Origin of the sequence: Pedobacter miscanthi (assembly GCF_003315595.1) — a bacterium.
Taxonomy (GTDB): Bacteria; Bacteroidota; Bacteroidia; order Sphingobacteriales; family Sphingobacteriaceae; genus Pedobacter; species Pedobacter miscanthi.
Window position 1 is genome coordinate 92493 of the sequence record NZ_QNQU01000013.1, and the last position, 22970, is coordinate 115462.

General features: G+C 38.9%; 19 protein-coding genes. 8 read left to right on the forward strand and 11 right to left on the reverse strand.

Annotation, left to right across the window (positions count from 1 at the left end; all coding sequences use genetic code 11):
- The 4 genes from DRW42_RS28815 to DRW42_RS15885 all read left to right on the forward strand — a co-directional run bounded on the left by DRW42_RS28815 (position 1) and on the right by DRW42_RS15885 (position 5874).
- Positions 1-156 carry a hypothetical protein gene (locus DRW42_RS28815; RefSeq protein ID WP_158544356.1) on the forward strand — a complete coding sequence of 52 codons (156 nt, stop codon included), beginning with the start codon at positions 1-3 and terminating at the stop codon, positions 154-156.
- Between the two features lie 70 nt (positions 157-226).
- A complete protein-coding gene (locus tag DRW42_RS15875; RefSeq protein WP_147243762.1) occupies positions 227-994 on the forward strand; it encodes a hypothetical protein in 768 nt (255 codons plus the stop codon).
- 10 nt (positions 995-1004) lie between these two features.
- Complete coding sequence (locus DRW42_RS15880) at positions 1005-4634, forward strand: PAAR-like protein (RefSeq protein WP_113949817.1); 3630 nt, start codon at positions 1005-1007, stop codon at positions 4632-4634.
- 10 nt (positions 4635-4644) lie between these two features.
- On the forward strand, positions 4645-5874 hold the full coding sequence (locus tag DRW42_RS15885) for a hypothetical protein (protein ID WP_147243763.1): 1230 nt from the start codon (positions 4645-4647) through the stop codon (positions 5872-5874).
- A gap of 109 nt (positions 5875-5983) precedes the next feature.
- Here DRW42_RS15885 and DRW42_RS15890 read toward each other — a convergent pair whose 3' ends face one another.
- From DRW42_RS15890 to DRW42_RS15930, 9 genes are all read right to left on the reverse strand, one after another.
- Positions 5984-9013: an efflux RND transporter permease subunit gene (locus tag DRW42_RS15890; RefSeq protein ID WP_113949819.1), complete on the reverse strand. Its 3030-nt coding sequence runs from the start codon at positions 9011-9013 to the stop codon at positions 5984-5986.
- Between the two features lie 2 nt (positions 9014-9015).
- A complete protein-coding gene (locus DRW42_RS15895; RefSeq protein WP_113949820.1) occupies positions 9016-9942 on the reverse strand; it encodes an efflux RND transporter periplasmic adaptor subunit in 927 nt (308 codons plus the stop codon).
- Between the two features lie 2 nt (positions 9943-9944).
- Positions 9945-11192, reverse strand: a complete 1248-nt coding sequence (locus tag DRW42_RS15900) for a TolC family protein (RefSeq protein ID WP_113949821.1) — start codon at positions 11190-11192, stop codon at positions 9945-9947.
- Between the two features lie 228 nt (positions 11193-11420).
- Positions 11421-12938 carry an ArnT family glycosyltransferase gene (locus DRW42_RS15905; protein ID WP_113949822.1) on the reverse strand — a complete coding sequence of 506 codons (1518 nt, stop codon included), beginning with the start codon at positions 12936-12938 and terminating at the stop codon, positions 11421-11423.
- 100 nt (positions 12939-13038) lie between these two features.
- On the reverse strand, positions 13039-13830 hold the full coding sequence (locus tag DRW42_RS15910) for a phosphatase PAP2 family protein (RefSeq protein WP_113949823.1): 792 nt from the start codon (positions 13828-13830) through the stop codon (positions 13039-13041).
- A 2-nt stretch (positions 13831-13832) separates the two neighbouring features.
- Positions 13833-14240 (reverse strand): hypothetical protein, encoded by a 408-nt coding sequence (locus tag DRW42_RS15915; RefSeq protein WP_113949824.1) that lies wholly within the window; start codon positions 14238-14240, stop codon positions 13833-13835.
- Between the two features lie 768 nt (positions 14241-15008).
- The gene (locus tag DRW42_RS15920; protein WP_113949825.1) at positions 15009-16262 is read right to left on the reverse strand and encodes a sensor histidine kinase; all 1254 of its coding nucleotides are present in this window, start codon (positions 16260-16262) and stop codon (positions 15009-15011) included.
- Positions 16259-16936 (reverse strand): response regulator transcription factor, encoded by a 678-nt coding sequence (locus DRW42_RS15925; protein WP_113949826.1) that lies wholly within the window; start codon positions 16934-16936, stop codon positions 16259-16261. Before DRW42_RS15925 ends, DRW42_RS15920 begins: the two co-directional genes overlap by 4 nt.
- Before the next feature lie 68 nt (positions 16937-17004).
- Complete coding sequence (locus tag DRW42_RS15930) at positions 17005-17604, reverse strand: HD domain-containing protein (protein WP_113949827.1); 600 nt, start codon at positions 17602-17604, stop codon at positions 17005-17007.
- Positions 17605-17848: 244 nt separating this feature from the next.
- Between DRW42_RS15930 and DRW42_RS15935 the strand changes: the two genes are divergently transcribed.
- Positions 17849-19780 (forward strand): LTA synthase family protein, encoded by a 1932-nt coding sequence (locus tag DRW42_RS15935; protein WP_113949828.1) that lies wholly within the window; start codon positions 17849-17851, stop codon positions 19778-19780.
- On the forward strand, positions 19780-20145 hold the full coding sequence (locus DRW42_RS15940) for a helix-turn-helix domain-containing protein (protein WP_113949829.1): 366 nt from the start codon (positions 19780-19782) through the stop codon (positions 20143-20145). The genes DRW42_RS15935 and DRW42_RS15940 overlap by 1 nt, the downstream gene beginning before the upstream one ends.
- A gap of 125 nt (positions 20146-20270) precedes the next feature.
- Here DRW42_RS15940 and DRW42_RS15945 read toward each other — a convergent pair whose 3' ends face one another.
- Together DRW42_RS15945 and DRW42_RS15950 are read right to left on the reverse strand one after the other, a co-directional pair.
- On the reverse strand, positions 20271-21077 hold the full coding sequence (locus DRW42_RS15945) for an AraC family transcriptional regulator (protein WP_113949830.1): 807 nt from the start codon (positions 21075-21077) through the stop codon (positions 20271-20273).
- Positions 21078-21132: 55 nt separating this feature from the next.
- Complete coding sequence (locus DRW42_RS15950) at positions 21133-22152, reverse strand: SDR family NAD(P)-dependent oxidoreductase (RefSeq protein WP_113949831.1); 1020 nt, start codon at positions 22150-22152, stop codon at positions 21133-21135.
- 173 nt (positions 22153-22325) lie between these two features.
- Between DRW42_RS15950 and DRW42_RS15955 the strand changes: the two genes are divergently transcribed.
- Positions 22326-22556: a hypothetical protein gene (locus DRW42_RS15955; protein ID WP_113949832.1), complete on the forward strand. Its 231-nt coding sequence runs from the start codon at positions 22326-22328 to the stop codon at positions 22554-22556.
- A gap of 2 nt (positions 22557-22558) precedes the next feature.
- Positions 22559-22927 (forward strand): type II toxin-antitoxin system VapC family toxin, encoded by a 369-nt coding sequence (locus DRW42_RS15960; protein ID WP_158544357.1) that lies wholly within the window; start codon positions 22559-22561, stop codon positions 22925-22927.
- The last annotated feature ends 43 nt before the right edge of the window (positions 22928-22970 follow it).

The following is a 22970-nucleotide window of genomic DNA, read 5'->3' on the forward strand; positions in this document are numbered from 1 at the left end:
ATGGGAACAATTACATACATCGGCAAAATCATAACCGAACGTGCAGAAAGTGCAAAATGGTTTGCTACAAAAGGAAATATCGGTTTTAATGCGGGCAAAGAAGTGTTGCTACAGGGAAAGGATAAATCCAGGTATGAAAAATATAAATCCTCTTAACTCATGTAGGTCAATAAGTATCAGCGCAATGGGCAAAATTGAGTACAAACCCTTACAAAAACCTTTAAATATGCTTTTAAAAATAGAAGTGTCAGAAAAAACAGCACAGAAGGATAAATATAGCTTGATGCTTTTTGAAGTAACTATTTTACCGGCGCAGGTTTCATTTTGGTCTGGCCATAAGCATATAGAAGTTTTCCGCAGGCGGGTTGAAACTAACCATTTGCCCAATAACGATGCTGACGCTTTTGCCCGGCAGGTTTCTACCTTATTAAATCACCTTACTTTAAAATTGGATTTTAACGGCAGGCCCATAAATATCGAAAAACAGCAGGAACTGTGGCAAAATTGGCTGCTACTTAGAACAAATCTATCTGCCAGTTATAGGGGCGATTGGATTGAAAAAGCACTAACAAAAATTGATAAAAAACTATTGCCTGGCGAAGGATTAACAACTTACATACTGCAGGATATTTTCCTGAACGAATACTTCAGGGGTGTATACAATGCCTTCTTTATCGAAAATTCTTTTTGTGGTAAAAGGACAATTTATGGTTTATGTGCTTCACCTATTTTATTTAATGAAGAGTGGACATTGAAAACTTCATCATCCGGACAGTTAATTAATTTCTCCGGTAAATGGGATAAAACAGAGGCTCAACCGGGGGTAAACAATTGGCTCAAAAACCAGATCGATTATGTTAACGCAGAAATGGAGATGAAAGGTTTTTATCAGATCGATAATGTTACAGGTTGGTGCAACTCGCTTGAAAGTAACTACTTATTAAGTATAAATGATTACAAAAAAGAGTTAAAGATCGTTTTAACCACCAATTAAATATAAAAATATGAATTGGAGCACAGATCCTGAAATAACAGAAGATAAAACAAGCCGTAGAGAAGAAGCGCTTACTGATTCGAAAGAACCATCGGCAAATCTAACCCCAAAAAAAACTGATCAGCCTGAACAAAATGGTGAAATCACCGAACTTTTAGTATGTCAGGGAGCAAAGTGTACTTGCGACAAGGCAGTAGATCCTTCCCCCAAACCGCTCCATGTACTCAGCCACAATAAATATGTAATCAACGATGCAAATGAAACCAAGCTTATTGCCACAACGTTAGAAAACAAATTGCTTAACCTAAATTTTGGTCAATGTAAGGTTCCTGATCCCGGTAAACCGGTTCCTTGTACTGCCAAATTGCAATGGAAAGATTATTATGAAAAGATAGTACTTTCTAACAATGCCTATGTACTTACTGATAAAAGTACCGCAGTATGTACTGCAAAAGGAGGAAATATAAAAATTGTACAACATGGCCAGCAAGCTGAAATTACTTCGCAAGTACTTGAAAATGCTAATTCAGGTAACTGGGCAGCCGATGGCCCGTTACTTACGGAAGAATTAATACATACCGAAGAAGAAGCAAAAAATGAGGATGAAGATGGTGCAACCGTAAAATCGATATCTCCTTTAATGTATGGAGAGGAACAACCACTAAATAGTCCAGTTACTTTCAAAGCAAATTTTACCGGCGAACCAAGTGATGCCGAAAAGCAAGGGGTTAACTGGGTGGTTTATGATGTAAATGGCAGGCCAATGCAGTTGCGAAGTGATGCCGGCGAAACCCTTACCGTTACTTTTAAAAAGGCCGGCACCTACCTGATCGAAGCTTATGGCAAGACCAATGGTGATAAAAAAGTAACCAGGGCTTATACTATTAAAGAAAATGAAATTGAAACTGTTACCACAATTAACGGGAAAAGCAAAGTAAGGATACAAACGCCTGTTGAGTTCAGACTAAAAAGCCTTTTTCCAACGGTTGCCATTCCGGGCGACATCCGAACCATTACCTGGGAGGTCACAAAAATCAGCGGTAAGGGCACTCCTGTTTTATTAAACTCCAAAGGAAACGCGACGCAGGTAATTTGCAATGACGAATGTTCCTACATCGTATCGGCATGTTTTAATGGCATTCCAAAACAATCAGAAAAGATGCAGGCTATAAAAAACGGGATCAAATCCGTTATAGCTTCCAGTGAAAGCACAAGGATAAACGATGAAGTAAACTTTAGTGTAAAAGGTCTGTTCAAAATATTACCTGCCCTACTGGAAGAAAGCGCAGCAGTAAAATGGATATGTAAAGATGCTAAAGGTAAGCTGGTAGATGCATTTAAATCCAAAACCGGTGAAACCATTACCCACAAATTCTTAGATCCCGGCGAATATACCATTCAGGCCTATTTAGAACAACCAAGCTCCAAAGTAGCCGTTAAAATAATGGTTGCCCAACCCGAAATTGTCTTGGCTCAATGGGAATATCCCGAAGGTGGCAAAAAAACAAAAACCGGATGGGACGAACCAAATCATGCCTATCTAAAATTTAAAGCAGCCGAAGGCATAACGGTCAATCTGGAATATGGTTATATTGATAGTGGTGGTAATGCCAAATCCATACATATTATTAAATGTTTCAAAATACCTCGAAACCAGATTTTAAATACTGCTGGGTATGATTTTATCCCAAATGCAGAAAAATATAAGAAACTATTAAAGGAAGGGACAGAATTTTATTTCAAGATATATTCAGCCGATGAGAAATATGAAATTTTAAATGGGAATATCCCTCAGCCGCTGCAAAAACTAAAACTGGTTACCAAAGAAGAAATTGTAAGTATTGAATTTTTAACCGACAACAGGCAGGTAATACAGGCTTTATATGGTAGTAAAATGAAATGCCGCATCCGGACCAGAAACCTGAGTGCAAAAGAAATAGCGGTTAAAATATACCGTAAAGAAAGTCGCTTAGGTTTAGATCGGCTAAGAAAAGATACCGTTGTACACCATAAAAACCATGCTTTAAATGCCCACGGTATAGTTGAATTTGATTTCACCCTATCCAAAAGCTGGGAAAAAACTTACGGCGAAAAACTATACCATTTCTATGCTGTAATTGAAGAAATGGAGTTTTTTGGTATCAGTAATACTCTGGTTGCCTTTAAAAAGGATATCCCCGCAAATGGAGGTAAAGCTCTGGTGGGAATAGGGCGTCAGGAAGGACACAGCGTGGGTAAATGCCCAAGGTGTAATGAAGCAATCACCACATCACAATTGAAGGAGATTTTTAAAGATGCCGACAATACTACACTCCAATTAGTAGCCGAAACCTACAACAAATACATGGCCGAGTTTGGAATGAATACCTGCTGGGTTAAGGCACATTTTTTTGCTCAGATCAGGGTAGAATCGAGCACTAAACTTCATCTAAAAACCGGGGAGAATATGAATTACAGCGCAGATACCCTGATCAATGGCAACCTGAATAAAAAGACAGGAAGGCGAGATAGCCCACCGTTTTCATATTTCGCCAAACATAAAGAAGATGCCTATAAATACGGCCGGACAAAAGATCATGCGGCCAACGAGCAAATGATAGCTAACCTGGCTTATGCGGACAAGAATAGAAGTGTAGCAAACCGCGTGGGTAATACCCAGGAGGGCGATGGCTGGAAATTTAGAGGTAAAGGCCTGATACAACTTACCGGACGCGAAAACTATGCGAAGGCTAATACCTATACCTTAAAATATGAAAAAGTAGATATTTTAAAAGACTCTGACATTGTTGCAAAGGATATTAAGATCGCAGTTTTAACATCAATGGCTTTTTTTAAGTGGAGGGGATTGATAGCGTTGAGTAATGGATTTAACAAGAACAAAGAAGTCTCTGAAAGAGTTGGAAATAAAGTTAGTGATAGTTATAAAAAAAAACAGAGAGCTTTTGATCTTTATTCTTCTCGGGCTTTCAAAGTAATCGAATGCGACTGGAAATCAATTGATATTCAAAGCTATAAAAAGAGAGCTCCATGGATGGAAATTGCAATTAAAGAAGCAAAAGATTATGGGGGCAAAAAGGAAAATATAATTGATAATAGAATCAAACAATACCACAAAGAAGGGGGTAATACAGTCGGAGATTACAGGGTTTCATGGTGTGCTTCTTTTGTGAATTGGTGTATACTAAAATCCAATTATAAAATAAAAGCATCAGCTTCCTCACAAAGCTTTATAAATAGTAACAAAGTTGAAAAATGTGAAATTTTCTACGGAGCAATTGCTGTGTTTACAGATTGTGATGCTAATGGAAACACCTTATTAAGCGAAGAAGGCTTTACACATGGTCATGTTGCATTCGTTTATGGAAAGCTTACAAATGGTCAATACTGTGTGTTAGGAGGAAATCAAGGAGATAAATTGAAGGTTTCGAATTATGATTGTAGTGGAAAAGTGTTTTACAGCTACAAGAAAAAGGATGGCACTAAAGTCTTCAAACGGTTTAGAGGCTTTTATAAACCTAAAGGATATAATCTAAATAGCCTTGATAACTTAAATGACAATTATGAAAAACTAAGTGATACAAATATTAAAGTAATAGGGATAGCACTTAACAATAATCAAAAGGGAGAAAAATCACAATAATTACATAAAAATGAATTTAAAAACATTACTAGGAATGATAATCATTATTACTCTTTTTTCTTGTAAAAACACTAATCTGAAAAGTGAAAATGAATTAAAAAAAGATAGCATGTTAACAAAAATTCTGATCCGACAATTGAGTGAAGGGCCTGTATCAGATTACAATGAAGTTAAATATAGTATTGCAGATTTTGAAGCAACAATTCGAATATTAAAAAGTAAACTTAGAGATAATGGTTTCAAATTCATAAGTAAAACACTTTTTGCTGATAAAATCAAACTATATTTTAAGAGATCAATTGATATTAGCAATCCCGATAAATACTTATATGTGAATTATTTTAATCACTGCAGTAAACAATTAATTTATCATCCAAACGATCACATAAATTTAGATGGAAGCTTAATATTAAAAAATGAAAGTTTCCTAGCGGATATGTATTTCATTCCAGAAATCTTAGATTATCAAAAAAAATATCCAGAACTAAAAACTATCGAAGATAAACCGAGATTTGCTTATGATGAAGTTGAAAAAGAAAAAATAGAAATCGATCGATGGAAAGATTTAACAGATCTTCCCATAGACCGCGAAAAAAACCTATTAACCTTGGTCCATCGAAATAAATATTTATTCAATGATAGTAAGGCCAGTTTGACTTGGCTTCTTTTTAATGATAAAATCTTTCTACAGAAATTGCTAATTATTTTCGGTTATGATAAAGAAATGAAAATAAATAAAATGGTTTTAGATTCTCTTTATAAAGAAAAAACCCTCAGTAATACAATTTATGGAGAAGCTATATCAAATCTATTTTTTGTTAAAGATTGTCAGAATAAGTTAGAAATAAGAAAAGGACTATTAAAGTACGTCGAGGAAAATACGAGTTCGACTGACAACCGTTTTATCTACGCTTTAGGAAGCTTTATGAATACTCTATACGATGGCGACGAGTATGAAATTTTCGATGAAGATCCCTCCAAAAAATTCACTGCAGTCGAAAAAGCCGAAATAGTAGCCAACATTGCCAATATAGAAAACCCAGCAAGGGAAAAATACAAATCTCCCGAATCATCTGATGTATGGACTATCCCCGGTTCCTCATTATACAACCTCTCCGTTTCGCATCCCGAGGTAATAAAAATAATAGAACAGCATCATTATTTCGGGCTGCCCAAAATGAAGGAGATTATAGCCAAACTACAGGAAGAAGCACCGCCTACCCCTGCAGATCCGGAGTAGTTGATTAGCTGAAACATAGATTGATTTTGTAAACTAAAAACTTGTTGCCTCGAAAGCCGAAACAACAGGTTTTATACTAATCCTAACTACTTCCCAATCCCCTCTTCGCCTATTCCGCCTGATAAATTTTCCTGATCAGGCTGGGCAAAGCCACCAGCAATAAAGGCAGCGCAATGATAAAACCACCAATTACGGCAATGGCCAGTGGCTGGTGCAGCTGTGCCCCTGCACCAATACCCAGTGCCAATGGCATCAGGGCGATGATGGCCCCCAGGGCCGTCATTAATTTGGGCCTTAAACGGGTAGATATGGCAAAAGTAATCGCATCATCAACTGCCTGCTTTTGCAGCGATTCTTTAAACTGCAAAAAGGTAAAAATGGCATTTTCGCCAATAATGCCTACAATCATAATCAGGCCGGTATAACTGCCTACATTTAATGGCGTATGCGTTAAAAACAGGGCCAGGTAACTGCCTGCAATCCCTAAAACGGAGATGAATAAAATAAGAAAAGCAATTTTAAAATCTTTAAACAGGAACAAAATTACACTGAACACCAGCAAACTCGATGCAATAAGAATGGTTAACAGCTCAGAAAACGATTGCTGCTGTTCTTTATAGGCACCACCATATTCGATATGATAACCCGATGGCAGGTTTACATTGGCATTTACCGCTTTTTGCAAATCTTTTATTACACTGCCCAAATCGCGGTTATCCAGCCTGGCGGTAACTACACCAATGCTTTGCAGGTTCTCTCGCTCTACCTCGGCATTGCCCGCTTTTAGCTCAACCTGGGCCATTTGCTGTATAGGTACAGCAGTACCATCAGAAAGAAAAATTTTCATTCTGTTAATATCAGCCACGGCAAAAGTCCGGCTGCCCGGGTACACCATGCGGATGGGCGAAAGCTGTTGTTTATCGTATAAATCACCAATTAAAGTACCCTGCATAGCGGTTTGTAGCTGCGATTGAAACGATGCAGGGCTAACACCATACTGCGCCAGCAGTGCAAAATTAGGCCTTACATTTACCGTTGGCCCCGAAAGTACTATACCATCAAATACATCGGCCGTGCCCCCAACATGCGCAACAATACCGGCAACCTTTTTGGATAAAAACTGTAGTTTCTCCTGGTCGTTACCAAAAATCTTCACTTCTATTGGCTGGGTAGAGCTCATTAAATCACCCAGCATATCGCCAATTACCTGACCAAAATCTACCTTTAAGGCCGGCTGTGTATGTTCGATATGCGTACGGATATCAGAAATTACCTCGTTGGTACTTTTACTGCGGTTGGCTTTAAGTTGTATCAGGTAATCGCCGGTATTGGGTTCGGTAATAAAAAAGCCCATTTGTGTACCCGTTCTGCGCGAGTAAGCCTGTACATCGGGTATTTTAACAATTTCTTTTTCTACCTCTTTCAGCATCCTGTCTGTTTCTTCTAAAGAGGTACCCGGAGGCGAAGCATAATCGAGCACGATACTGCCTTCGTCCATTTCGGGCAGGAAACCGGTTTCTAAACGTGGAAAAATGACGATAATAGATGCAACCAATACCAAAAGGAATATTATGGAAATATATGGACGCTGGATAAAATAGCGTACCCAGTTTTGCGATTTTACTTCGTGTACCACTGTTTTTTTACCCGATTCGGCATGACTGCCACTTTTGCGGGTAAGCAACAGGTAAATTACGGGTAACCCGATCCAGGTAACAAAAAACGAACATACCAGGGTAATGATCATGGTATTCGTCATTACCCGGAAATAAGAACCTGCAACGCCCGTCATCAATACAAATGGTATAAATATAACGATGGTACTAATGGATGAACCCAGCATGGCCGGGAACAGATAACTTACTGCCTTGCTTAACAGGTGCATGGTAATTTCTTCGGGATGTTCTTCATGCGTTCGGTGGATTTGCTCTACCACCACAATGGCATCATCGATAATTAAACCTATCGCCGCGGCAATGGCACCCAGTGTCATGATATTAAGCGAATAACCGATAAAATAAAGTACAATTACTGTTAAGCAAAGCGTAACCGGGATGGTAATTAAAATGGTGGCGCTTGCTTTTAGCGAGCGGAGAAATATAATGGCCACTATAATGGCCAGTACCAAACCAATTAATAAACTATCGCGCACACTTTTTACCGATTCGTTTACAAAATCGGCCTGTATATAATAAGGTTTTATACTTACACCTGCAGGCAAAATGCGTTTTAACTGTTGTACCTTGGTGTACATTTCGTTAGAAAGATCGATCAGGTTGGCGTTGGGCTGTTTAATTACCGCAATCAGGATCCCGTCTTTGCCGTTGGCATTAATGCGGGTATACTCCACACTTTGCTGGATATTTACCTTTGCAATATCCATTACCCTGATCATCCGGTTGCCTCTTCGGCTCAATATCAGGTTTTCTAAATCGCTTTTGTTTTTTACGGTGGCATCGGTAACGGATAGGTACAGGTAATTATGATCGGCCAGGTAACCGTTTGATTTGATAAAATTAGTTTGGCTGAGGGCATTGCTGATCTGATCGGGCGAAATACCCAGGGTCTGCATTTTTTGCACATCGAGTTCCAGCCAGTATTCTTTACTTTTACCACCAATAACGCGGATTTCGGAAACGCCATCAACCTGCGAAAGAAAGGGTTTCACGGTATAGGTGGCAATTTTTTTCAGCTCTGCGGAAGAATAATTGTGGCTTTCTAAACTGTAACCACTTACGGGAAGGATAGACGGATTCATCTTCTCTACCGAAATATTTACTCCTGCTGGTAAAGAAGTACTTATTTTGGCAATCTGCGATTCGATGCGCTGCTGACTGAGATCGATATCGGCACCGGGATTCATAAAGGCAGAAAGTTCGCAACTGCCCCTGCTGGTTGTACTGCGCACCAATTGAAGATCGGGCACTTGTTTTACTGCATTTTCTAAGGGGCGCGTTACCGTAACCACCATTTTATCAACCGGCTGTAGTTCCGCATCGGCAATAATCTTGATCTTCGGAAAAGTAATTTCAGGGAAAAGCCCCGTTTTGAGCTGTGTAAAAGCATATACCCCACCCACAATAATAATGAGCAAAACAGCCAGGATAGGGTTTTTATGGGAAATGAAAAACTTGTTCATGGCTATTTCTGGATTTTAACTTTGGCCGTATCAGCTATGCCATAATTACCACTGGTTACAATCCGGTCGGTTTTTGCAAATTTTGGTTCTAATACTTCGATGCTGTTATGGTTTTCGATGCCTTTTTTTACATTTACCCTTACCGCTGTAGAATCGTTGATGAGTTTCATTACCCAAAACTGATCTTCGGTTTCGTTCGCCAGCACGGCCGATTTTGGCAATACCTGCGCCTGGTTATGTTTTATTTTGGTTAACCTTACTTTGGCAATCAACCCTTCGGGTATATCTTTGCCTCCGGCAACTTTAAGGATGTAACGCTGGGTTTGTGCGGCAGAATCAACTGATGGCATGGTACCAGTAACAGTGCCGGCTAGCGTTGTTCCATCGGTTAGCAGAATATCCAATGTACGGTTCTGGTTGATGAGCTGGTTATATTCGTAAGGCAAATCAAGCAGAAAAACCAGGCTGTTCCGGTTGCTAATGGTGGCCAGCGCTTCTCCATCCTGCACATAATCTCCTTTCTGGTGGTTTACCTGTACAATGGTACCGGCCTGATCGGCCCTGATATTTGAAATCCCCGAAAATTTAAAGCCTGCATCGAGCTTGTTTACACTGTTACCGATCGATTTTGCTTCTTTGGTAATTAAACTGAACAGGAGTTGGTGGCTCGTTACCTTTTTACCCATAACCGCCTGTGCACTTTCTACATAACCATTAATATTGGCCTTTACAAAACTCTTTTCCAGATAGGCCGAAACCGCCGAAAGCTCTACAGTTTCTGCCAGTGAACTATCGCTTACCATTGTAACCTGAACGGGCGTAACGGGCGAAGGTTCATCTACCGTATCAGCCGGTGCTGAAGGGTTACACCCCGAAAAAGCAAACATCGCGGCTATAGCTGCATACATTAATTTCAGATGGTTATTCATGGCTATCGGTTCCAGTAATTAAATTGATTAATGAGTTTTAAACGGTTAATATTGGTTTGGCGCAGCAGGTTTTGCGCTGCCATGTAGTTATTGATGGCAATTACAAAATCGGCCACCCTTAAATCGCCGGTATGCATCAGTTTACTATCTACTTCAATCAAACCTTTACTAAACATGATCTGCTCATTAATTTTAGAGAACAGCTGATCAGTTTGATTAATTTGCTGGCGGATCAGGTTTAACTGCTGCTGCTGTTGCCGGGTAAAAAAATCTCGGTAACCAGATACAGTTTGAGATGCAAGAATTAGTTTACTATACTGCATCTTTTTCTGATGGCCATCGTAAATGGGTACAGAAAAAGTAAAACCCACGCTTGTGCCAAAGTTTTTATAGGGTTGTAAAATAAAGGAAGAATTGTAGCCTCCGTTTGCGTATACCCCCAGTTTAGGTTTGTAATTATAATCGATGGCATTTTTTTGGTTGATGTTTTTTAAACTGTCGATCTCGAAACGCCTTGTAAAAAAACTCTGGACTGTTGAGCTTAGACCCGCCTGCAATTTTGGATCGGCGAGTTTAACCGTAGTGGTATCGGCAATGCCTGCCAGGTAATTTAAAGTAGCATAATCATTTTTAAACTGTAGCTCGGCTTGTTTAACCATCAATTGTTGTTGCTGCAGGGTAACTAAGAAGGTTAAATATTCCGATTGTTTATAAATATTGCTCCGGGTTAATTTTTTAAGCAAAGTTTCTTCTTCCTGGAGTAATTTAACCACTCCATAATTAAAATCTACCTGCTCCTGACTGGAAAAGGCAAGAATATACTGATCAACAATGGCTCTTTGCAAATCGAAACGTGATAATTGTCTAGCATACCTAATCGAATCGCTCTGGATTTTAATACTTTCCAGTTGGTTATTAATCCTTTTTTTATTCAGCAGATCGTAATTTATATTGAGTAGCGCTTCTAAAGCCTGTCCGTTGGTAAGCACTTCGTCAAAACCATAACCGCGGATAACTGGTGCATACATCCCCGCAGAACTGGCCGTAACCTGTGGCTTTGCAGTTGCCCGTGCTATTAAACTATCAATACCTGCTGAACGTTGCTGGTTATTGAAATCCTTAAGCACCGGACTATTTAATTCGGCTTCTTTTAAATAATAATCGAGATTTTTCACCGGTGCCTGTGCCATTGCTCCAATAGATGAAAAGGTAAACAGGTAAAAAATCAGGTATTTTAACTTTAGGTTCATTTTATTTTTTATTGCGCTGCAGGTATTTTTCTGTTGTTCTTCACCATTACGAGTTAAGAAAAGTATTTCTATGTCTCCACTTTTTTTATGTCCTTAATTTCTTAATGGTAATATTATGCAGCTGTCTTCTTCATCATTAAGGAATTAAGAAAATCTTCATTCTGTTCACGTTCTTAATGGTAAGGCATTATATATAATATATATTCGTTTTATTAGCCAAACTACGGATCAATTATGAAGAAAATCTGTAGCTGCTTTCTCAGGACGGAATTTATAGCCTCTGCACAAATAGATAAAAAATTTCCTCACGGCTTTCCCTTTTTCGTTGATGATAAGAGGTTTTAACTGCGTTACCGAATCGAAATAAGGAATAATGGCAACCGGCGGAACAGTGTTTGGCTGGTCATTTTTAAAATCTGGATCCGAATCTACATAAATCGCGTCCTTGCCGTTGAGCGTGATCAATTTAGTACCGATATAATCAAACTGTAGCGCATTTTGCCCTATTACATTCTGCCCGTAAATAAAATAATTGCTATATAGATTGAGTTCGGCTGAGGTTTTATAGTTATCCGCCGAAAATACAAAATCGACATGCTGCTCATTTTTTAACTGCGTAACTTTATAATATAATTTTTCCCACCCCAGCCAGGTATCGTCTGATTTGACTGGAACCGGATAAAACAACAGCTGGATGAGGAGCCCAAAGTGGATAATAAATGAAATAACGATTTGTATGTTGAACCATTTTTTATTGATATAACTTGCAGCGAGCATAATTCCCGTGATATATGCAGGCATCATCCAATTAATTTTGATCCAATAAATAGGCGACAACAATAAAAAAGCAACGAAAATCGGCAGAAAAAAGTATAGCAGAAATAGGTTGGTTTCAGGTATTTTACGCAGAGAAGTTCCATAAATTTTAATGGTTTTATAACACGCATATAAAACAGAAATAAAAAGTACAGGGATGAGAAGCAGAAGCTGATGCCCTAAAAGCCCCAGAATAAACTTCGGTTTAAGCTGCAGCTCAGCAACAGCATGCATCCTTTGCGATCCCTGAAATGCAAACGATGCAAAATGGTTTCTTACATTCCAGATAATAATTGGCGAGGCGACCAAAACCATTATTATAAAGCTTAACCAGGGCCATACTGTTAATAAAAGCTTTCTTTTCGGTTGATTTAACAGCAAGAATATGAAAAGTCCTAAAGGCAGAAAAATGGCTGTATATTTACTGTCGAACCCCAGTCCCATTAATGCTCCGGCCAGCAGCCACCAATTTTTTTTCTCTTCAAACAGGGCTTTGTAAAATGCAAGCAGCGAAAGTGTCCAGAAAAAAAGCAATGGTGTATCGGGTGTTGAAACCAGGGAAAGGATGCTCACCATAAGTGTACTCAAAAAAAGTATAATAATCTTTTGGGATTGATTTTTAGAAAAGAATTTTAGTGCAAGCCTGTAAACGGCCATACAGGTTAATGCAGTTAAAATCGAATCGGCCAGTTTAATGGCAAATACATTTTTTCCCAAAATCCATGTGAACAATTTAAGCAGATAAGCAATAGCAGGGGGATGGTCAAAATAGGATAAATCAGGATGCTGTGCATAAAAAAAGTAGTAGGCATCCTGAGGCATGGGTCCCATTAGCCCTATAGCAACCAATCTGATCAGCAATATACCAGCAAACAGGTAAAATGGTATTTTGCCAACTTCAAAACCTGCTTTTTTTTCTCTTAAATCCATGTTATAAAGGGAGATATAACCAAAACTATCTTTGGATTCTGTAGAAATGCTGAAGAAACAGCTATTGTAAGCGAAGCGTTACATAGCCGTTATTTCAGGGTTAAAATCTGCCCGAAAACATCAAACCGGTATTTCCAGGTTGATGGAAAGGCATCAAGGTGAAGTTGCCTTCTTTTTTAGTAGTGAAAAGACTTTTGATGTAAGGATATACCAGATAAGATATTTTGGTAGAGGCAATCCCGAAGCCGGCACCTGCCACCACATCGCTAAACCAGTGTTTATTGTTGTACATCCTGAGGGTTCCGGTAGCAGTGGCCACAAAATAACCGGCATAACCAATCCACGGGTTAACATCTTTATACTCCTGGTGCAAAAATTCAGCAGCCATAAAAGCCGAAGCCGTGTGCCCTGATGGAAAAGAATTCTCGCCATTCCCGTTCGGCCGCTCCCTGCCAACACCCTGTTTTACAAAATGTGTGGAAACGCCCATAATTGCAGCCGATGTTGCATATAACATAGATGCATCGAACAGGTTGTGCTTGCCCTTTATACCTGATAAATTGAGTGCATATACAGCAGCAGCGGGGGCAAATTGGATGTAATCATCAACATGGGCTGCAAATAGTGGATGATCTTCCTGTAATTCTGCTTTTGTACTTACATCTAGCTGTTTTAAAGCACCATGATCGTAAACGGCAGCAAAACCATAACCGGCCAGTACCACCGGTACAATAAATGCAACTGGCTTAAATTTTTGTTTAGGCATCAGATTGCCCGAATACCATCGCCTCAAAGTATCAGTTGAAACATTTTTTACTGAATCTGCTTCCTGAGCGGTGCAGGAAAAAGTGAAGGCAACCAAAAGTAAGGTGCAATGGAAAAAATTACGCATGATCAGGATTTTACCGGGTTTCCGTTAACAGCAAATAATAAATCTTTACCTTTTACCTCTGCCTCGTAATAAATGCTTCCATTTGCTTTGGTAATTTTGGCTGCTTCGGCAATTTTAGTCCCTTTTAGTTTGGTAAGAACCGCAGTTGGTAATTCGCTAGGTTTAATGGCAGTTTCAGTTTCTAAAAGCACTCCTTTTGCCGAGTAAACTTCTGAAGTTTCTTTACCATTGAGTTTAAAACCAGCTTCATAATCCTGTTTCTCCATTTCCCACAAAACTTTGGTTCCGGCATGAAGTTTTGTAAATGCGGCAATAACCGGAGCTGGTACTTTAGCGGCATTAAGTTTTTGTGCATGTGCAACGGTAGCCATACCAACAGACATGAATAAAATTCCAAAAATTGTTTTCATAGTTTTTAAATCTTAAATCAAAACTATAAGTCAATTATGGAGAAATTCTGTAGTTAGCTGAATTATAAGGGAAAAATCTCCACAAATCGTCTTAAATCTGCGGGGGGAACATAAAGCATTAGGTTTCCCACTGATGACGCTGATTACGCAGAAAGGACTCACTTTGACAGAATAAACAAATAAAGACGTCATCTCGACAGAAGCATCGCGAAGTGGAGAGATCTATCTCTAGACAGATTTCTCGACTACGTTGCACTTCGCTCGAAATGACGGATCATGGAATCTGCGGGGGAACATAAGACGTGGGCTTCCCGCTGATAATGCTGATTTACGCAGAGGTTTATTTGTAAAGATTGCTTTCACTCCTTCGCTGTGGCCATTCCCTTCGGTTCGCAATGACGAATGATTAAATCTGCGGGTATCTTCTTAAATCTGCGGGAGAACATAAAACGTTAGGTTTCCCGCTGATGACGCTGATTTACGCAAAGGTTTATTTTTAAAGATTGCTTCACTCTTTCTCGGTGGCCTGCCTTCGGTTCGCAATGACGAATTATGGAATCAGCGCAAATCTTCTTAAATCTGCGGGAGAAAATAAAGCGTTAGGTTTCCCGCTGATGACGCTGTACGCAGAGGTTTATTTTTAAAGATTGCTTCACTCCTTCGCAATGCCCTTCCCTTCGGTTCGGCAATGACGAATGATTAGATCTGCGGGTATCTCCTTAAATCTGCGGGACAAAAAAGATCCTTCTACTACGCTCAGGATAACAATCAAGCCCCAAAATAAACAGTAAAAACATGATTACCATCTAGTTCCTGATAATCAATCCGGAAACCATAAAGGTTGCAGATCTGTTTCGTGATGGCCAAACCAAGGCCCATACCTTCTGATTCAACCGATTTTGAAAAACGGTCAAAAATTTTAGTCTGCAGGTTAACGGTTTTACCAGAATTAGAAATGGTTAATGCTTCTTTGTTCAATGTTATATGAATATGTCCGCCGGTTACATTATGCCTTAAGGCATTGCTAAACAAATTATTCAGCAGGATATCGGCCAGGTAACGGCTCATTTTAATTTCTACTGGAGTAAGGTTTTCCTGAAGCACCAAACCGTCTTTTTCCAATAGTTCCTGAAATTGCCGGCCTTTCGCTTCAAGCATTTCTTTCAGTTCAATGGTCTGCAAATCCGGGATCAGGTTATTTTCTATTTTGGCCAGCAGTAACAACGATTGGTGCAACCTGGATAATCTGCCCGTTGCATGGTAAATATCCTCCAGTAAGGCGCCCTGTTGAGCCGTAAATGATTCAGTTTGCAGTAAAGAATCCAGTTTAGAATTGATTACAGCTAAAGGTGTCATCATCTCGTGCGAAGCATTATCGGTAAAACTTTTCAGCTCTTTATAATCCTGGCGCACCTTTTCGGCCATGGCATTTACCGATTTATTAAGTTCGTTAAACTCGTCTATTTTGGTGGGTTCGTTTTCGATGTTGTCCATCCGGGTTACCTCAAAAGCTTTCATCCTGTTCAAAATAGAATAAAAAGGGCGCCAAAGCCTGTTCAGTACAAACCTGTTGATCAATAATAACGATAATAGTAGCAACAAAGTAATGCCTATAGTAATCAGCAAAATAATCCTCACCAGATCCTCCGACTCTACCCTCGATTTAGTGATAGTAACCTCAATTGCCTTACCGTTTACGTGCACAACAGTAATTAAACTCCTGCCAGGTTCGTTTTCCTGTTCTTTGGGATTATAGTAAGTGGTATATAAAAATTCGCGTTCGGGGGTTATTCCTTTAATATTTTTATAGGCAATTTGCTGGTCGAGGTAGCTTGCGGGCAAGGGTAGTTTATGAAACGTGTTGATGTACTGGTTAATTTCATTCTCTTCTACAGCTAAATCGCGGTCTAATTTTTCGGTTAAAATAAAATGGATTACCACATAATAAATGATCCCCGTGATGATGAGCACCACAATAGAAGTTAAGATATTTACCCGGTTATAACGGTTTGAGAGTTTCATATATCTCCAAATTTATAACCTATGCCATAAACAGAACGGAGGTAATCAGCCGCGCCAGCCTCAAGTAATTTTTTACGAAGGTTTTTAACGTGGGTATAAATAAAGTCGAAATCATCCGAAAGATCCATTTCATCACCCCAAAGGTGTTCGGCCATGGCATTTTTGGTTACTACCTTGTTCCGGTTGGAAAGGAAATATACCAACAGATCGAATTCTTTTTTCGTAAGCGAAATCAGATTTCCCTTAACCGTAACTTTCATTGCCGAAACATCGACTGTTATTTCATTAAAAACAATCACATTATTACCGTCAAAGTTCTTCCTTCGGATAATGGCAGTTACACGGGCTTTAAGCTCAGATAAGTGGAAAGGTTTTACCAGATAATCGTCGGCACCAAGATCAAGACCGGCAAGTTTATCATCTAATGAATGCCTGGCAGAGATAATGAGTACACCATCCCTTTTTTTTAATTGTTTGAGTTTGGTTAACAACTCCAGCCCTTCACCACCTGGCAGGCCAAGATCAAGAAGAATGCAATCGTAATTATAAAGCGATATTTTTTCGTTGGCAGAAGCAAAATCAGCAGCATGCTCGCAGATATTTCCCTCTCCGGTAAAATAGGCTAAAATACTTTCTAATAAAGCCGGCTCATCTTCAATAACTAAAATTTTCATGGTAATAAGATATGTTTCTTAATGCGTATTATTAAAAACCGGAGTTTGAATATACAGTTTTAAGCCGGTTAGGTAAAACGCTGTACCAGTTTTTCGATGTTCAGGATTTTTTTCTTTTGGAGTACCTTTTTACCATAACCGGTAAAATATTGGTGGCCGGCAAGCATATCTAAATTAATCGCATCCCATTCTCTATCATTGTATAGCAAATGCAGGCTTTCTTCCCACTCTTTTTTAAGCTTTTCGGCAAAACCAATATAATTTTGTAGCGAGAAATGATAAAAATCGGCATCACAGATAATTTCCTCCAAATTATTTTTTGGTAACTGCGGATATCTGGTTGCTAAAATCAAACCTGTAATGATGCCGACCTGAAGGGGATCCAAATCGTTTTGGAGCAAAAATGTTCTGGCAATTTCTGTACCGGCCAGCTCATGCCCGATGTATTGTTTGGTATAGCCAACATCATGTAAAAATGCAGCCAAAGTGAGCAGGAATAAATCAATTTCAGCAACATTACTTTGTTTACCAATGAGTTTAATACCCTCAACTACCAATAGGGTATGCTCAAAATTATGGAAGTACATATATTCCGGCAGCTCTTTTTCTAATAGTTCTTTAACGAATGCTTCGGTCTTTTTCAGCAATAGTTCATGCTCTTTTTCCATTTATCCATCTCCAATAAACACACAATAGTAGTGCTCAATTCTGAAGAAAAACTGTAGCATACATAACATAGCATTTTAGCACTGTAAACATTCTTATTTTAAGAAATTGTTAAGTCGCTTACTTATTAATATCTTTAAACACTAACCAAACCTTCAGGATTCCTTCAGAATTGGAACTTACCTTCGCCCCTTACTTACAAAAAAGTATCGGTAGGTATTTCAGAATTTTGGATCCAGCACTAATATGAGCATTAAACAAAAAATAAATAAAATACTAAATAACAGATTTGGCCCTGTATTCCTTGTTTCAGCCTTATTATGCGGCATCTCATTACTTACCAGGCTTTCTCTGCTGGTTTATAGTGCATCATCTGTTGATTGGTCGATACTTAATTTACTTAAAATCTTCATTATCGGACTGTTTTACGATCTCGCGGCCGCATCTTTTGCCGTAATTCCGATTGTAATTTATTTATGGTTAATGCCATCCAAATGGTACAACCGTAAATTCAGCAGGATATTGTTGTTTATCTATTTTTTCTTCGTCGTTTTCACGCTAATATTCAATGCCGTTTCTGAATGGTTTTTCTGGGAGGAATTTTCGGTACGTTATAATTTTATAGCAGTTGATTATCTGGTGTATACCACAGAAGTAATCGGAAATATCCGTCAGTCTTATCCTATCAACAGTATTATGGTGGGTCTGGTGGTTGTTACGGCCCTGGCTGTTTATCTGTTAAGGAACTATATCACACCATCTACCACCGGCAAAAGCAGTTTTGGCAAACGGACAAAAATAGCACTGGTACTTTTATGCCTGCCGGTATTTACCTATTTCTGTGTAAGCCATAAGTTAAAATACTTGAGCAAAAACCAGTATGTAAACGAACTTTCGGGTAATGGGATGTACGACTTCGGTTTTGCTTTTTGGAATAACCAGCTCGATTATAATACTTTTTATAAAACGTTGCCAATTAAAAAAACCGAATCAATCCTGAGCCATTTGTTACAGGAGGATTCTACTTCAACATTCAAAAATACCTCGAGAAACATCAGCAACACAGGAACTGAAAATAAAATGAACGTGGTACTTATCAGCGTAGAAAGCTTAAGTGCGGAGTTTATGACTGCTTTTGGCAACACACAGCACATTACACCACAGCTCGATTCGCTGGCAAAAGAAGGTTTACTTTTTGATAATTTGTATGCATCGGGAACACGGACGGTACGCGGCCTGGAAGCACTATCCTTGTGCATCCCTCCTACGCCCGGACAATCGATTGTGAAACGGCCGGATAACCATAACCTGTTTACTTTGGGCAGTGTATTCCGCGATAAAGGTTATAACAGCAGGTTCATTTATGGTGGTTACGGCTATTTCGATAACATGAACGAGTTTTTCTCTAATAATGGCTATGAGGTAACGGATAGAAGTGCACTACAGGACGCTGAAATTCATTATTCGAATATATGGGGTGTTGCCGATGAAGATTTGTTTACCCTATCGCTACGTGAACTGGATAAAGATTATAAAAATAACAAGCCATTTTTTGCGCAGATTATGACGGTTTCTAACCACCGCCCCTACACTTACCCCGAAGGAAGGATCGATATCCCATCGCATACCGGCCGCGAAGGCGCAGTTAAATACACCGATTATGCAATCGGGAAATTTATCCGTGAGGCGAAACAGAAGCCATGGTTTTCGAATACTTTATTTGTCATTGTAGCCGATCATTGTGCCTCCAGCGCGGGTAAAGTACAGCTTCCGGTAGATAAATATCACATACCGATGATTTTCTACAGCCCGGGACATATAACACCGGGTAAGTTTGAAAAATTAACCGCACAGATTGATATTGGTCCAACAATTTTAGGCTACCTGAATTTCAGTTATAACAGCAAATTTTTCGGTCAGGATGTTTTCAGGATGAAAAATAGCGACGAAAGGGCCTTTATCAGTACCTATCAAAGTTTAGGTTATATTAAGAATGGCAAATTGATCATCCTTGATCCCAATAAAAAAGCAGCAACCTATAAACCTGATTTTACTACCGGAAATGCCGTAACCATACCTGCAGATCAAAAATTAATTAACGAAGCGATAACCAATTACCAGATGGCCTCGTATTTATACCAAAATGGTTTATACGGTTTTGAATCAAAAAAGAAATAATGGGCATTAATATTGGTTTGCTGATCTGGAAAGAAATGAAAGTAAAGTCCATCAGCAGAGAGGAACTTGCTACAGCGGCAGGCATTACCAAACACCGGGTTGGTACTTTACTAAAATCTGCATCAATAGATACCGAATTATTAAAGCGTATTTCGGTAAAGCTTGGCGTTAATTTTTTCGAGTATTACCGTAAAGATGAAGACCTTGCCCGGTTCAAAATCGATACCGTGATACAGAACCATCAGGAACTTAACCAGCTAAAAGAACTGATTAAGGAGAAAAACAGGCTGCTCGAACTTAGTGAAGAAACCATCAAAAGCCAAAGAAAGATTATTGCCTCTTTGGAGAATTTGAGGAAGTTGTGAGGAAAAGGTCTTAAGTTTTTTAACACAATCGTCATGCTGTCCCGAAGTTTCGGGATCAGCATCTTTCACGCAGTTAAGACCCTGAAATAAATTCAAGGTGACGGCTTTCTTAGAAGATAGTTCTTTTACCTAACCAAAGCAGAAGGCGCATACCCAAACTCCTTTTTAAAAGCAAAAGAGAAGTGTGAAAGGTCTTCAAAACCAGATTCCATATACACTTCAACAGGCTTTTTATGCTTTTCTACCAGTTTATAATGCGCCAGTTCGAGCCGTTTTCTGGTGAGCCACCTTTGCGGCGAGAGGTTAAAGGCCTTTCTAAAATCGCGGTTAAAGGTTGATAAACTTCGTCCCATCAGGTAACCGAATTTCTCCAATGGCATATTGAACATAAAATTCTTTTCCATAAAATCGACAAGGTCAATTTTGCCCGGTTCCTGAAAATCGGCTAAAACCTGGTCTATTCCTTCGTCAATAAACCGGAGAATGCTAATGGCTTCGTTAATTTTCATTGCTGCAATATGCTCCGGAAAGTTTTGCTGAAGATCGAAATATGGAATTAAAGAGGCTAAACAACTTTCGAGCAAAGGGTGGTGACTAAAGCTCAATATTTTCTGCGATACCTGTAATTGTGGCTTCAGGGTTATGTTGGCATAAAAATCGCGCAAACGTTTGGCCGATAAATGCATTACTACGGTTTTATGCGGTTGGCCATCTTTTGGGTAATTAATAATGGTAGCCAGTTGATTTCTCGGGATTAGAAAAATATCCCCGGCATTAAAAACATGCTCTTTATCAGCTTCAATGATTTTAGTTTCGCCGGAGATAAACCAGATCAGCATGTGGTTATCAAATACCACTTCCGTTTTAAACAACTTATCTTCATAACAGGAAAGTTTAATTTCGGGTGTTATATATTTTGTTTGAAATTCCATTATCGGTATGCTGATCGGTTTAAATTATAAGCTAAAATACGAATAATCGGTTTGATTAACCGGCTTTGAAAGTGATGCCTAATAATGCTTCGCTTAAATCCCAGAGGCGTTTCGCATTGGCCTCATCAACAGAATATGGCTGTACACCACGCAAGGTAGAAGGTTCAGACATCTGGTGCTCAATATTGCCCAAATCCAGTTCGGCAACATCTGCATCTTCGCAATAAACCCCGCCAATTTCGTTTAATAAAGAACTTGTGGCACACCAAACGGTAGTGGCTGCACCTTGCGAAAGCTGTTTCAGTTTCTTTTCTACCTCTGGAAAAATATTTCCATCTGCATCGTGTGTACCCATCTGCTGGTAAAGTTCCATTGGGGCTTCTCTCCCTAAATCGGTATGGTTAACTGAACCCGGATGTAATGAATAAGCCCTGATTCCTGATTTGGCACCGCGCGCATCCAGTTCAACCGCAAAAAGGTTATTGGCTGATTTCGACTGTCCGTAACCTAACAGAGTCTGATATTCGTGATGTTCAAAATTAGGATCATCGAAATTGAAAGGCGCAATCTGATGTCCGTATGAAGATACGTTTACCACTCTTGCACTGTTCGCTTTTTTAAGTGCCGGCCATAACCTGGCAGTGAGTTGAAAATGCCCTAAGTGATTGGTAGAAAGCTGCGATTCGTAACCACGGGCATCCCTGCGTAAAGGCACCCACATAATACCGGCATTGTTGATCAGCAAATCAAGGGGACGATTACTGGCTAAAAACTTTTCGGCAAAAGCATTAATCGAGTCAAAATCCATTAAATCCATGGCTTCAACTTCTACATTAACTAATCCGGCAAGGTTCTTTTTAGCTTTTTCAATGTCGCGGGCCGGTACAATCACTGTTGCCCCTGCCTGTACGAATGTTTTAGTGGTTTCTAAACCTATACCTGCATAGCCTCCGGTAACAATTGCTGTTTTTCCTTTTAGGCTGATCCCTTTTATTACTTCATTTGTTGTCGAAGTTGCATTAAATCCTGAACCAATTGGTTGTTGTAATGCACCGTTGTAATTATTGTTTTTCATTTTTTATTGTTTTAATACACAACAAAAGTAACGGGCTTAACAACAGGTCGCTTTGTTCAAAATGCCAATCTTACTTTGTTTGAAATGTCACTATTTTCAATAATGACAGGCAAAAGCTGGTTACGAAAACAAAGTTATTTTTAGTATTTTTGTATATACAAGTACATCATACTATGGAACTTACTTTAAAATCCAACAATCAGGAAAGTCTGGCTAAAATTATTGCATTAGCTAAGAAACTAAATATAATGATTGAGCAGAACGGAGCAGAGTTAGGTGATAGCCAAAAAGACGCACTTAAAAAGCAGATTTTAGATTTCAAAGCAAAAGAAAAGTCATCTTTTGGTGATGCAGCTGAATGGGAAAAAAATCAGCGAGAAGATCGCAATCTTCCACTTTTATAAAAATGGCTTTCCTTTTAGATAGCAATATTATTATTTATTCTTATTTAAATGAATTTGATTTTTTAAGGAAACTTATTATCGATCAATCGTGTATGGTTTCCGAAATTTCACGTATTGAGGTACTTGGTTATCATGCGTTAAAAAAGGAAGAGGATAAATACTTCCAAGATGTTTTTGCCTATGTACCAATTCTTCTTCCAAATCAAAATATATTCAATCAAGCCATTAATTTACGGAAGAAATATAACCTAAAACTAGGTGATAGCCTTATCGGTGCAACAGCATTGGTATATAATTTAAATATTTATACACGTAATACAGCCGATTTTGAGCGCATCAAAGATCTTAAAGTCTTTAATCCTATTATTTAAGTTAATAGAATTAGATCGACTTTCTTTTACTTGATTAGTCTCT